The sequence below is a fragment of the Tenacibaculum sp. Cn5-46 genome, from assembly GCF_022347705.1.
GTDB lineage: Bacteria > Bacteroidota > Bacteroidia > Flavobacteriales > Flavobacteriaceae > Polaribacter > Polaribacter aiptasiae.
Genome location: NZ_JAKRGD010000001.1, coordinates 630,969 through 643,885 on the forward strand (window position 1 = coordinate 630,969; position 12,917 = coordinate 643,885).

At 31.4% G+C, this 12,917-nt stretch carries 15 protein-coding genes and 1 riboswitch; of the genes, 11 read left to right on the forward strand and 4 right to left on the reverse strand.

The genetic code is table 11. The features are described from left to right. Window positions 1-82: 82 nt before the first annotated feature. The 10 genes from MHN29_RS02925 to moeB all read left to right on the forward strand — a co-directional run bounded on the left by MHN29_RS02925 (window position 83) and on the right by moeB (window position 9,938). Window positions 83-1,369: a citrate synthase gene (locus MHN29_RS02925; protein WP_235273046.1), complete on the forward strand. Its 1,287-nt coding sequence runs from the start codon at window positions 83-85 to the stop codon at window positions 1,367-1,369. A 57-nt stretch (window positions 1,370-1,426) separates the two neighbouring features. Then, on the forward strand, window positions 1,427-2,383 hold the full coding sequence (locus MHN29_RS02930) for an arginase (protein WP_235273043.1): 957 nt from the start codon (window positions 1,427-1,429) through the stop codon (window positions 2,381-2,383). Between the two features lie 129 nt (window positions 2,384-2,512). Then, window positions 2,513-2,607, forward strand: a riboswitch (TPP riboswitch). Between the two features lie 62 nt (window positions 2,608-2,669). Further along, on the forward strand, window positions 2,670-2,873 hold the full coding sequence (thiS, locus tag MHN29_RS02935; RefSeq protein WP_150900282.1) for a sulfur carrier protein ThiS: 204 nt from the start codon (window positions 2,670-2,672) through the stop codon (window positions 2,871-2,873). 42 nt (window positions 2,874-2,915) lie between these two features. After that, window positions 2,916-4,772, forward strand: a complete 1,857-nt coding sequence (gene thiC, locus MHN29_RS02940) for a phosphomethylpyrimidine synthase ThiC (RefSeq protein WP_235273042.1) — start codon at window positions 2,916-2,918, stop codon at window positions 4,770-4,772. A 72-nt stretch (window positions 4,773-4,844) separates the two neighbouring features. Continuing rightward, window positions 4,845-5,447, forward strand: a complete 603-nt coding sequence (locus MHN29_RS02945; protein ID WP_235273041.1) for a thiamine phosphate synthase — start codon at window positions 4,845-4,847, stop codon at window positions 5,445-5,447. A 22-nt stretch (window positions 5,448-5,469) separates the two neighbouring features. After that, the gene (locus MHN29_RS02950; RefSeq protein WP_235273039.1) at window positions 5,470-6,237 is read left to right on the forward strand and encodes a hydroxymethylpyrimidine/phosphomethylpyrimidine kinase; all 768 of its coding nucleotides are present in this window, start codon (window positions 5,470-5,472) and stop codon (window positions 6,235-6,237) included. 1 nt (window position 6,238) lies between these two features. Continuing rightward, complete coding sequence (gene thiE, locus MHN29_RS02955; RefSeq protein WP_235273037.1) at window positions 6,239-6,889, forward strand: thiamine phosphate synthase; 651 nt, start codon at window positions 6,239-6,241, stop codon at window positions 6,887-6,889. A 5-nt stretch (window positions 6,890-6,894) separates the two neighbouring features. Continuing rightward, window positions 6,895-7,665 (forward strand): thiazole synthase, encoded by a 771-nt coding sequence (locus MHN29_RS02960; RefSeq protein WP_235273035.1) that lies wholly within the window; start codon window positions 6,895-6,897, stop codon window positions 7,663-7,665. Between the two features lie 99 nt (window positions 7,666-7,764). Next, window positions 7,765-8,877, forward strand: coding sequence for a 2-iminoacetate synthase ThiH (gene thiH, locus MHN29_RS02965; protein WP_235273656.1), 1,113 nt, complete (start codon window positions 7,765-7,767; stop codon window positions 8,875-8,877). A gap of 8 nt (window positions 8,878-8,885) precedes the next feature. Continuing rightward, window positions 8,886-9,938 carry a HesA/MoeB/ThiF family protein gene (moeB, locus tag MHN29_RS02970; RefSeq protein ID WP_235273033.1) on the forward strand — a complete coding sequence of 351 codons (1,053 nt, stop codon included), beginning with the start codon at window positions 8,886-8,888 and terminating at the stop codon, window positions 9,936-9,938. Between the two features lie 70 nt (window positions 9,939-10,008). Here the strand turns inward: moeB and MHN29_RS02975 are convergent, their stop codons facing one another. From MHN29_RS02975 to MHN29_RS02990, 4 genes are all read right to left on the reverse strand, one after another. Continuing rightward, a complete protein-coding gene (locus MHN29_RS02975; RefSeq protein WP_235273032.1) occupies window positions 10,009-10,587 on the reverse strand; it encodes a YceI family protein in 579 nt (192 codons plus the stop codon). A gap of 11 nt (window positions 10,588-10,598) precedes the next feature. Then, complete coding sequence (locus tag MHN29_RS02980) at window positions 10,599-10,952, reverse strand: nuclear transport factor 2 family protein (RefSeq protein WP_235273031.1); 354 nt, start codon at window positions 10,950-10,952, stop codon at window positions 10,599-10,601. A gap of 95 nt (window positions 10,953-11,047) precedes the next feature. Further along, window positions 11,048-11,632: a Crp/Fnr family transcriptional regulator gene (locus tag MHN29_RS02985; RefSeq protein ID WP_235273030.1), complete on the reverse strand. Its 585-nt coding sequence runs from the start codon at window positions 11,630-11,632 to the stop codon at window positions 11,048-11,050. Window positions 11,633-11,642: 10 nt separating this feature from the next. Next, window positions 11,643-11,999 (reverse strand): helix-turn-helix domain-containing protein, encoded by a 357-nt coding sequence (locus MHN29_RS02990; RefSeq protein ID WP_235273029.1) that lies wholly within the window; start codon window positions 11,997-11,999, stop codon window positions 11,643-11,645. Window positions 12,000-12,081: 82 nt separating this feature from the next. On the opposite strand from MHN29_RS02990, the gene MHN29_RS02995 reads away from it, so the two are divergent. Continuing rightward, window positions 12,082-12,681, forward strand: a complete 600-nt coding sequence (locus MHN29_RS02995) for an NADPH-dependent F420 reductase (RefSeq protein WP_235273028.1) — start codon at window positions 12,082-12,084, stop codon at window positions 12,679-12,681. Window positions 12,682-12,917 lie beyond the last annotated feature (236 nt).

Here is a 12,917-nt window from a genome sequence, read left to right on the forward strand (position 1 = left end):
TCTATGAATACCTATTTTTAAAATCTTACAAAAATTGGTATCTTCGCAACTCACTTCAATAATAAAAATTTTAAGAAATAAAATGTCAGATATAGCAAAATTACAAATTGGCGAAAATACGTATGAGTTCCCATTAGTTAAAGGAACAGAAAATGAAACTGCAATTGATATTAAAACACTAAGAGGAGCTACTGGAGGAGTTATTACCATAGATCCAGGATATAAAAATACAGGTTCTTGCCAAAGTGCTATTACATTTTTAAATGGAGAAGAAGGAATTTTACGTTATAGAGGTTATGCTATCGAAGATTTAGCTGAAAAAGCTGATTTCTTAGAAGTAGCATATTTATTAATTTTTGGAGAATTACCAACAAAAGAACAATTAGATAAGTTTCATAATGATATTCGTTCAAAAGCAATTGTTGACGAAGACGTAAAGAAAATTATTGAGGCTTTTCCTAAGAATGCACACCCAATGGGAGTGTTATCATCTTTAACAAGTGCTTTAGTAGCATTTAACCCATCTTCTGTGAATGTTGATTCAGAAGAAGAGATGTATAATGCTATTGTAAAAATATTAGCAAAATTCCCAGTATTAGTTGCTTGGGCAATGCGTAAAAAACAAGGATTACCTTTAAATTATGGATCTACAAAATTAGGATATGTAGAAAACGTTATGAAAATGATGTTTGAGCAGCCTAATGAAGAGTATGAAATCAATCCAATAATTAAAGATGCTTTAGATAAGTTATTAATTTTACATGCAGATCACGAGCAAAACTGTTCTACTTCTACAGTAAGAATAGTAGGATCATCTCACGCAGGATTATTCGCATCATTATCAGCAGGAATTTCAGCTTTATGGGGACCTTTACATGGAGGTGCTAACCAAGCTGTATTAGAAATGCTAGAAGCGATTAGACAAGATGGAGGAGATACTAAGAAATACATGGCAAAAGCTAAAGATAAAAACGATCCTTTCCGTTTAATGGGATTCGGACATAGAGTTTATAAAAACTTCGATCCAAGAGCAAAAATTATTAAGGTAGCTGCTGATGAAGTATTAGCTGACTTAGGAATTGAAGATCCAATTTTAGATATCGCTAAATCGTTAGAGCAAGAAGCTTTAAATGACGAATACTTCGTAAAGCGTAAATTATATCCAAATGTAGATTTCTATTCAGGTATTATATATAGAGCAATGGGAATTCCTGTAGAGATGTTTACAGTAATGTTTGCTTTAGGACGTTTACCAGGATGGATTGCTCAATGGAGAGAAATGCGTTTAGGTAAAGAACCAATTGGTAGACCACGTCAGGTTTATACGGGAGAAAACCATAGAGAATTTGTAAAACTTAGCAGAAGATAAAAAATCGTAAAAGATGTCATTTAAAATTTAGATGACATTTTTTATTAAATATAATTGATGATGAAAGAAATTAAAATTATCAAAAATAGATCAGATATTGGAGCTGGAACACGTGGGTCTGATATGGGAATTGATGCTGTTGAAATAGCAGCTATTAATAGAGATAGTAATTATTTTGATTCTTATGAATTTGAAGATGTAATTACAGAAAATGAATCAGTTTATAATAAAGAAAATAATTCATTTGCTAAGAGAATAAGCAGTGTATTTAATCAATGTAAAAGATTAAGTAATCATGTAAAAGTAAATTTACAAGAAGGAAAATTTCCAATTGTAATTTCAGGAGATCACTCATCTGCTTTAGGAACTATTAGTGGAGTAAAAGCAGCAAATTCAACCAAAAGAGTAGGTGTAGTTTGGATTGATGCACATGGAGATTTACATTCACCATATACATCACCTTCAGGAAATATTCATGGAATGCCATTATCAGCAGCTATTTCTGATGATAATTTAGATTGTCAAATAAATGATGTAGACAGGGAAACTACTGAATTATGGGATAGAATGAAAAATATAGGTACTCCTGGACAAAAAGTTTTACCAGAGGATATCGTATTTTTTGGAGTTCGTGATACAGAAGAGCCTGAGGATAAGCAAATGGATAAGTATGGAATCAAAAACTATATGGTTGCCGAGGTTCGATACAGAGGATTAGAAGTTTGTGTAAAAGAAGCTTTAGAAAAATTATCAGATTGCGATGTAATTTATGTTTCTTTTGATGTTGATGCTATGGATTGTGATATGATTTCTTATGGAACAGGAACCCCAGTACCAAAAGGATTCGATCAACATGAGGTGATAGCAATTATAAATCAATTACTAGAAAGTAAAAAAGTAGCTTGTTTAGAGTTTGTTGAAATAAATCCTTTACTTGATTTTAAAGGGAATAAAATGGCAGAAACAGCTTTTGAAGTACTTGAAGAAGTAACAAAGACTATAGAAAATTTGTAATTATTTACATACAAATCATAAATAAAACGAGCCTTATTATAAGGCTCGTTTTTTTATAAAAAGAATTTGAGAGAGTCATTCTTACACAACTAATGAACTCAATAAAAAATAATTACTTACATTTGTCAGCGTAAGCTTTAGGAGTAGCTAGGTAACTAGTTTGAGAAATATCCTTAGAACCTGATATGGTTAACACCAGCGTAGGAAAAAGTTAGTATCTTAAAATTTAGTGCATGACGTAAGTCAGTACTGAGTATTCTTCTATAGTTTACTTTAAATATTGAATATGATTTTAATTAAAGTAAACGAAAATAAACACCAGTTTTCAAATAATTTAACAGTAAAAGAACTAATAGAGAATCTTAAGGTTCAAACTAATGGTATTGCTTTGGCTGTAAATAATAATGTCATAAAAAAAGAAAATTGGACTTCAGAAACACTCCAAAATAACGACGAGGTTTTAATTATAAAATCAACTCAAGGAGGATAAAAAATATATAACAACAACTAATTTGATTCATTAAACAGTAGTATGAAGAAAAAAGATACAGCTCCAAGCAAAGGAGTAACAAGACAGCCGTTTCCAAATTCAAAGAAAATTTATGTAGAAGGTAAAATCCATCCACAAATAAAAGTAGCGATGCGAGAAATTGAGTTAAGTGATACCGTAGACTCAATGACTAAAAAAAGAACACCTAATGAACCAGTAACAGTTTATGATACTTCTGGACCTTATACAGATCCTAATTGTGAAATAAACATTCATAACGGATTAGAGCGTATTCGTGAGCAGTGGATTTTAGACAGAGGAGATGTTGAGGAATTAGATGAGTTTTCTTCTGAATATTGCAATGAACGTTTGAATAATGAAAAATTAGATCACTTACGATTTAATTTAAAAAATAAACCTAAGAGAGCAAAGAAAGGACAAAATGTAACGCAATTACATTATGCTAAAAAAGGAATAATTACTCCAGAAATGGAATACATCGCTATTCGAGAAAATCAACGAATAGATGAAATGACAAGGTTAACTAAACAACATCCAGGTCAAGATTTTGGGGCTAGTATTCCTTCAAAAATTACTGCTGAGTTTGTAAGAGAAGAAGTAGCAAGAGGAAGAGCAGTAATTCCATCAAACATAAATCACCCAGAAGCAGAGCCTATGATTATAGGACGTAATTTCTTGGTAAAAATAAATGCCAATATTGGAAATTCAGCAACAACCTCTTCTATAGAAGAAGAAGTAGAAAAAGCCGTTTGGGCTTGTCGTTGGGGAGCAGACAATATCATGGATTTATCTACAGGGAAGAACATTCATGAAACACGTGAATGGATTATTAGAAATTCGCCAGTACCAGTTGGAACCGTACCAATTTATCAAGCACTAGAAAAAGTAAATGGAGTTGCGGAAGATTTAACTTGGGAAATATTTAAAGATACTTTAATAGAACAAGCAGAGCAAGGAGTTGATTACTTTACAATTCATGCAGGAGTACGTTTACGCTATGTACCAATGACTGCAAAACGTGTTACAGGAATTGTATCAAGAGGAGGATCAATAATGGCAAAATGGTGTTTAGCACATCATAAAGAGAGTTTTTTATATACTCATTTCGAAGAAATTTGTGAAATAATGAAAGCTTATGATGTAGCTTTTTCATTAGGAGATGGATTACGTCCAGGTTCAATTGCAGATGCGAATGATGAAGCTCAGTTTGCAGAGTTAGAAACTTTAGGAGAATTAACACAAATAGCTAGAAAACACGAAGTACAATGTTTTATAGAAGGGCCAGGTCACGTTCCAATGCACATGATTAAAGCAAATATGGATAAGCAGCTGGAAGCATGTGATGAAGCACCATTTTATACATTAGGACCTTTAACAACTGATATTGCTCCAGGTTATGACCACATAACATCAGGTATTGGAGCTGCAATGATTGGTTGGTTTGGATGTGCAATGTTGTGTTATGTAACACCAAAAGAACATTTAGGATTACCAAATAAAGATGATGTGCGTACAGGGGTAGTAACCTATAAACTAGCAGCACATGCGGCAGATTTAGCAAAAGGACATCCAGGAGCACAGCATAGAGATGATGCATTAAGTAAAGCTCGATTTGAATTCCGATGGGAAGATCAATTTAATTTAGGATTAGATCCAGAGTTAGCTAGAGAATACCATGATGAAACACTACCAGCAGAAGGAGCTAAAATTGCACATTTCTGTTCTATGTGTGGACCTAAGTTTTGTTCAATGAAAATATCACAAGAAGTACGTGATTTTGCAGCTGTAAACAAAGTAGAGGGAGATGAAGTGTTTGAGAAAGGTATGCAAGAAAAGTCAAAAGAGTTTATTGATAAAGGATCGGAAGTATACTTATAATCTTTGTTGAATACGAATGTACAGTTAGCAGTTAATTGTACATTCGTAATTCATAATAAATAAACCAATATCATGATTGTTTTAATAGCACCGGAAATAGATATAGATAAAGAAATAGAAATCTTACATCAATTATTTGAAGAAGGATTAATGTATTATCATTTTAGAAAACCATCTAAAACATATGAAGAACATGTTAGCTATTTAAATCAAATTAATAAGAAATATCATGATAGAATTGTAACACATTATTTTCATGAGTTAATCAATGAGTTTGACCTAAAAGGAATTCATTTTCAGGAACAAAAAAGAATAGACGCTTTAGAAAATGGAAAAGAATATTTTATAGGATTAAACATGATAGGGAAAACAATGAGTAGTTCGTTTCATGAGCCAGAAGAATTAGCAGCTTGCGATATTGAATTTGATTATCATTTATTAAGTCCAGTATTTTCATCAATATCTAAGAAAGGGTATGAGGGAAGAGGTTTTGATGTAAGTCATGTAGATAAAACTATTATAGGTATGGGAGGAATAAATGCAAGTACAATTGGTAAAACACTCATTTTAGGATTTCAAGGAATTGGAGTTTTAGGTGGAGTATGGAATGCTGAAAATCCAGTAGAGAGTTTTAAGGAAATTAAACGTAGTTACGAAGAAAGTACAAAGCAATAGATTCTCCAGTTAAAGTTTTAAAATGTCGATTAAAAAAGATACAAAAAGCTATATACTTACCATAGCAGGTTTGGATCCATCAAGTGGAGCAGGAATAACATCAGATATTAAAACATTTGAGGCTCATGGTTTGTATGGATTGTCTGTATGTACTGCAGTAACGGCTCAAAATGACATTGATTTTAAAGCTTGCAATTGGATTGAAAAGGAAATGATTTTAGAGCAAATAACATTGCTTTTTAATCGGTTTACTATTCCTGTTGCAAAAATTGGAATTGTTCAATCGTGGGAAACACTACTGGAAATATTACAAACATTGAAGGAGTTAAATCCATCAATAAAAATAGTTCTAGATCCTATATTAAAAGCAAGTGCAGGTTTTAAATTTCATACAAAGGAAAACTTAGAAATACTTGAAAACGTATTGAAAGAATGTGAATTTATTACTCCAAATTATGAAGAGATAAAAGCATTATTTCCAGAAAAGACAATAGAGGAAACAATTGACTTTATTTCAGAAAAAACAAATGTTTATTTAAAAGGAGGGCATAGAATAGAAAAAAAAGGATGGGATGAAGTGTATTACAGTAAAATTGTAAAAATGAATATTCCTCCAAATACAGCAGCTGTTTTTCAAAAGCATGGTAGTGGTTGTGTATTATCAGCAGCCTTAGCAGCTAATATAGCCAATGAAAAACCATTGGAAGATGCTTGTAAAGAAGCAAAATGGTATACAGAACAATTTTTAAATTCAAATGAAACTTTACTAGGAGTTCATAATTATAACTAAGATGGTAAGTAAATTACACTACATAACACAAGGAAGCACTCCAGAAGAGCATTTAGAAAATATTCAGAGAGCATGTTCATCGGGAGCAGAATGGGTTCAACTCCGATTAAAAAAATTAGATCCTAAAACAATTTTAGAAACAGCTAAGAAAGCTAGAGAAATAACAGCGCATTTTCAAACAAGGCTAATTATTAACGATTATTATAAAGTAGCGAAAGAAGTAAATGCAGATGGAGTTCATTTAGGAAAGAAAGATACTTGCCCTTTAAAAGCACGTAATTACTTAGGGAAATTCTATACAATTGGAGGAACTGCCAATACTTTAGATGATTGTAAGAAACTTTTAGAAAAGAAAGTAGATTATATAGGGCTAGGACCTTTTAGGTTTTCAGAAACTAAAAAGAATTTAAGTCCAGTTTTAGGAACTGTAGGATATCAAGTATTGTTAGAAGAACTAAAAACAGAAACTCCAATTATTGCTATAGGGGGAATTACTATAGAAGATGTTCCAGAGATTATAAATACAGGAGTATATGGTATTGCAGTATCTGGAGAAATAACTAAAGACTTCAACAAAATAGGAGCATTTCATAAAATATTAAAAGCACCAAGCACTAATGAACAGGTGTATAAATTGGGTGATAATAAATAGAAGCTATGAGCACAGAATTAAAAATAGCAGATAAAACTTTCAATTCACGATTATTTACAGGAACAGGAAAGTTTAGTACGTCACAATTAATGAGAGATGCTTTATTAGCATCGGAAAGTGAATTAATAACGGTAGCGTTAAAAAGAGTAGATGTACAAAATGAAGATGACGATATCTTAACACATTTAAATCATTCAAGAATAAATTTATTGCCTAATACTTCAGGAGTAAGAACAGCCAAAGAAGCCGTTTTTGCAGCACAATTGTCAAGAGAAGCATTGGAAACAAATTGGGTGAAATTAGAAATACATCCAGATCCAAGATATTTATTACCAGATCCAATAGAAACTTTAAAAGCAGCAGAAGAGTTGGTAAAGCAAGGCTTTGTAATTATGCCTTATATACATGCTGACCCTGTTTTGTGTAAACGATTAGAAGAAGTAGGAGCACAATGTGTAATGCCATTGGGAGCACCAATAGGGAGTAACAAAGGATTAAAAACCTTAGAGTTCTTAGAAATAATTATAGAACAGTCTAATGTACCAGTAATAGTGGATGCAGGAATAGGAGCACCATCTCACGCAGCACATGCAATGGAAATAGGAGCTGACGCAGTATTAGTAAACACAGCTATAGCCGTTTCAGAAAATCCAGTAGCCATGGCAAAAGCATTTAAGATGGCAGTAGAAGCAGGAAGAATGGCTTACGAGGCTAAATTAGCACCTGTAAAGAAACAAGCAGAAGCAAGTAGTCCATTGACAAGTTTTTTAAATTAAGACAGTTTAAAAAGGAGTTAACAAAGTAATTTTTAAAAATTATTGAATTACAACATATTTCATCAGAGTTTAAGATGAAATAACAAAAAGTGAATTGTGATAGAACAAACTTTTGAAAACATATTCAACCAATATAATTGGGATACTACCCTCCAAAGCATTTTTGAGAAAACAGCAGGAGAGGTTGAACAAGCTTTGGCAAAGGAAAAACTAGATTTGGAAGATTTCAAGGCATTAATTTCGCCAGTAGCAAGACCTTATTTGGAGCAAATGGCACAAAGAAGCCGTATGCTTACCAAAAAGCGCTTTGGAAATACCATACAAATGTATGCTCCCATGTATTTAAGTAATGAGTGTCAAAATATATGTACTTATTGTGGCTTTAGCTTAACTAACAAAATTCCGCGCCGTACCTTAACAGATGCTGAGATATTAAAAGAAGTAGCTTTTTTAAAAGAAAAAGGATACGATCATATATTGTTGGTAACAGGAGAAGCCAATAGAACAGTTGGTGTTGAATACATAAAGAACGCTATAGAGTTAATACGTTCACAGTTTTCAAACATTACTATAGAAGTGCAACCTTTAGATCAAGAAGAGTATGAATTGCTTATAGAGAGTGGGTTATATGCGGTTTTGGTATATCAAGAAACATATCATAAAGATGAATATAAAAAGCATCATCCAAAAGGGAGAAAATCAAACTTCGAATATCGATTAGATACTCCAGATCGTTTAGGAAAAGCAGGAATACATAAAATAGGATTGGGAGCTTTGTTTGGACTAGAAGATTGGAGAGCAGATAGTTTTTTTACTGCCTTACATCTTAAATACTTACAGAAAACCTATTGGAAAACTAAGTACTCAATATCGTTTCCGCGTTTACGTCCTCATTCTGGTGGATTAGAACCAAAGGTAGAAATGACCGATGCAGATTTGGTACAGTTAATATGTGCTTTTAGGCTACTAGATGAAGATTTAGAACTCTCAATGTCTACCAGAGAAAGTGAAGTGTTTAGAAATAATATTGTTAATTTAGGAGCTACTTCTATGAGTGCAGAATCTAAAACCAATCCAGGAGGTTATAGTGTTGAACCACAGTCATTAGAGCAGTTTGAAATATCAGACGAAAGAAGCACAGAAGAAATAGTTTCCATGCTAAAAGAACAAGGATTAGAAGTAGTTTGGAAGGATTGGGAAGTTTTTAGTTAAAAGAAAATATGTTTACCAAAGAAGAACAGAAACAATACAATCGTCATCTAATTTTAGATAAAATAGGTGTAGAAGGACAGCTAAAATTAAAACAAGCCAAAGTTTTAGTAATAGGAGCAGGAGGTTTAGGCTGTCCAGTACTACAATACTTAACAGCAGCAGGAGTTGGAACTATTGGAATAATTGACGATGATGTGGTAGATCAAAGTAATTTACAACGTCAAATATTGTATACTATAGACGATATTGGTTTTTCAAAAGCAGAAAGCGCTGCAAAACGGTTGTCAAAACTAAATCCATTTATCCAGTTTAATGTTTATAAAGAAAAGTTAACCAGAGATAATGCAATTTCAATGTTTAATGCATATGATGTAATTGTTGATGGAAGTGATAATTTTTCAACAAGATATTTAACCAATGATGCAGCAGTACTAACGAATAAGCCATTGGTATACGGAGCAATCTTTAAATTTGAAGGGCAAGTAAGTGTATTTAATTATAATGGGAGTGCTACCTATAGATGTTTATATCCTACACCACCAAAACCAGAGGAATCACCTAATTGTTCACAAATAGGAGTACTAGGAGTATTACCAGGAATTATAGGTGGATTTCAAGCAAATGAAGCAATAAAAATTATTTGCGGAATTGGAGAAGTATTAGCCAATAAGCTTTTAATGTATAATACTTTAAATATGCGTCAGATGACTTTGAATTTAGAAAAAACATCAAAGTCAAAAGTAACAGCACTAGAAGATGATTATGATTTTTTTTGTGGAATTAAAGCAATAGCGAACGAAATAACATTAGTTGAGTTAGAAAAAAATACTGAAAAGTATCATCTTTTAGATGTTAGAGAAGATTGGGAGCGTGAGCAACATCATATTGGTGGACAACATATTCCACTAGGAGAGTTACAACAACGATTTGAAGAAATAGATATAACAAAAAATGTAGTTGTGTATTGTAAGTCGGGAATAAGAAGTAAAAAAGCAATCACATTTTTAGAAAAGCAAATAGAAGAAATCAAGTTTATCAATTTAAAGAATGGACTTGGATAAAAGTAAAAGATAAACTCCCCTAAGTATAAGCTTAGGGGAATTTTTATATTTTAACTATTAATTTTCTCTATTAAAATTCTAAATCAACAACTAAGTCAAATTCATCATAAATAGCTTTGTCTTTTAATCCGTCAAAGAAACTAGTTGAACCATATTTTACATTGTATTTAGATCTATCTATTTTTAAAGAAGCATTCGCTTTATTTCCATAAACAGAAAGTACAAAGTTTACTTTTTTAGTAATGCCTTTAATAGTTAAATCACCAGTAACTTTATATGAATTCTTTCCTGTAGATTTTACTTTTTTGAAAACTAAAGTTGCAGTTGGGTTTTTCTTAACTCCAAAGAAGTCATCAGACTTTAAATGACCTTCTAACTTATTTTTATATTCACCACTTAGATCAGTACAAGTAATGCTTGTCATATCTATAGTGAATTCACCACCAGTTAATTTATTGTTGTTAAAGCTTAAAGAGCCTGTTTTTAAAGCAATAGTTCCTTCGTGTGAACCAGTAACTTTGTATCCTTTCCAAACAATTTTACTGTTTTTAATTTTAATATCTTTCTTAGTGTCTTTTATAGTAGTGAAAGAAAATGTAAGAAAAGCTAATAATGCTATGGCTCCGATATTTTTAATTGTATTTTTCATTTTTATTGTTTTTAAGAGTTGTAATAAAATTTTTCTTTAATTATTTTTCCATCTTTCCAGTCTTGAACGGCAACTTGTGTAAAGTTTTTAATCCCCCAATCTTTATGAGTATAATCAAAATGCCATTCGACCATAGTTGTATTTTCTCCAATAGTAACTTTTAACGGTTGTGCAGCTCTAAATTCTGTAATAGCAGCAAAAAATTCTTCTTCACGTTGTCTGTTAGCAGATTTACCTTCAACAATTGGATCGTTATTTTCTTGCATTACAACATCATCATGATAAAATTGATCAAAAGCTTCTAAGGCTTTACCTTGAAGAATCATATCATTAACAGTGCTGATTTTTTCTAATAAAGTATTCATCTTTTTTTGTTTAAATATTATGGGACAAATATCTAAAGCATAAAAAAGACTAAAAATGAAGTAGATTATGAAATGATGTTAAACTAGATTAACTTTTATTGGTTTTGAATAATTTGACTTTTAATTTTACTTAAAAATTCCTTAGTAATTCCTAAGTAAGAAGCAATCATGTATTGAGGAACTCGTTGTTCTATTTTAGGATATGTTTCTTTAAAAATTAAATAACGTTCCTTAGCAGAAAGACTAAAGTTTTTAATAATTCTCTTTTGAGAAGCAACAAAAGCACGTTCTACTATTTTTCTAAATACGCGCTCTAATTTTGGAATTTCAGCATATAAATATTCAAGGTTTTCAAAAGTAAATTGGATAAGCTGAGTAGCTTCAATACATTGAACATTAAAATCAGAAGGAGTTTGTGTTATAAAACTTCCTAAATCTGAAGCCCACCAATCTTCAATAGAAAACATTACAACATGTTCTTGTCCCTCTTGGTTTGTGTAAAAGGTTTTAGTACACCCTGAAACTATAAAATTAACCGTTTTACATACATCGCCTTGCTGAGCTATATATTGATCTTTTAAATAGTTTCTGAACGTAATTTTAGCGTTAAGAATATCTTCTTCCTTTTCTGTTAAGGAAATATGTTTATTAATATAATCTAATAAAGGTTTTGTATTCATTTGCTTGTTACTAAGATTTCAAATTCTCTTTAGTTATAGATCCCCACTTATTCATTTCAGATAAGACAGGTAAAATTCCAAGTCCAAAATTAGTAAGTTTATATTCAATACGAAGAGGAACTTCTTTAAAAATTAATTTTTCAATAATTCCATCAGCCTCTAATTCACTTACTGTATTTGCTAACATTTTATCACTTATATAAGGTAGAGCTTCTTTGAGCTGATTAAACCTAACTTTGCCATCATTTATTTTCCATAAGACAGCTGGTTTCCATCGCTTACCAATAAAACGTAACGTTGTCATGAATGGACAATCATATTCCAAAAACTTTTCATTTTCAAAATTAGTTGACGCTTTTTTTCTCATACTTACCTTTTTGTTAGTTGCTTACTGTTTGGTTATTGTTATACAAACATACAATTTTGCATAGAATTTAAAACGTATTCAGATGAAAATTAACTTTATAGGTGCAGGAAATGTAGCATCGAGCTTAGGAGAATTATTTACAAATGCTGGTTATGAAGTAAAGTATGCAACTCCAAATCCAAAAGAAAATCAAATAGCTATTTCAGAAGCTTGCGAAAGTGGAGATATAGTCTGTTTTGCAATTCCATACAATGCAATGAATAATGTGTTGTTAGCAAACAAGGAAGCTTTAAAAGGAAAAATAGTAATAGATATTACAAACGCTATTGATATAGAAAATTGGGCTCCTTTATTTTTAGGAGAAGATAGTGGGGGAGAGCAAACCGCTAGGTTATTACCCGAAACTAAAGTGGTAAAAGCATTTAATACCATATTTGCTGATGTAATGAAAACAGGTAAACAAGAAATTAGTGGAAATAAACTTACAGCTTTTATAGCCTCTAATGATGAAGGTGCTGCTGAGGTTGTAAAAAAACTAGCTAATACTATTGGGTTTGAAGGTTTAGTTGTAGGAGGTATTCAAAATGCACGTCATTTAGAAGCTATGGCTCATTTAAATATTTCGATTGCTCTTAATGGAGGCGGAACCGATGCTGGCTTTACCTATTTCCAAAGAAAATAATAAATACAAAGACCATTCATAAATATTAATGAATGGTCTTTTGTTTTAATATTGAATTTTATACTTATTGAATCAATGTGTTTTTATCAATGATTGTTTTGTTTGTTAGCTTCTGACCGTTCATAAATGATGTAACAGTTGAACTAAAAGCCATAGGCGCAAATAAAGCGATAAAATGCGGAGCATCTTTTACACTAATAAATTTTATATCATTTTTTTTAGTCATTTTTTCATAA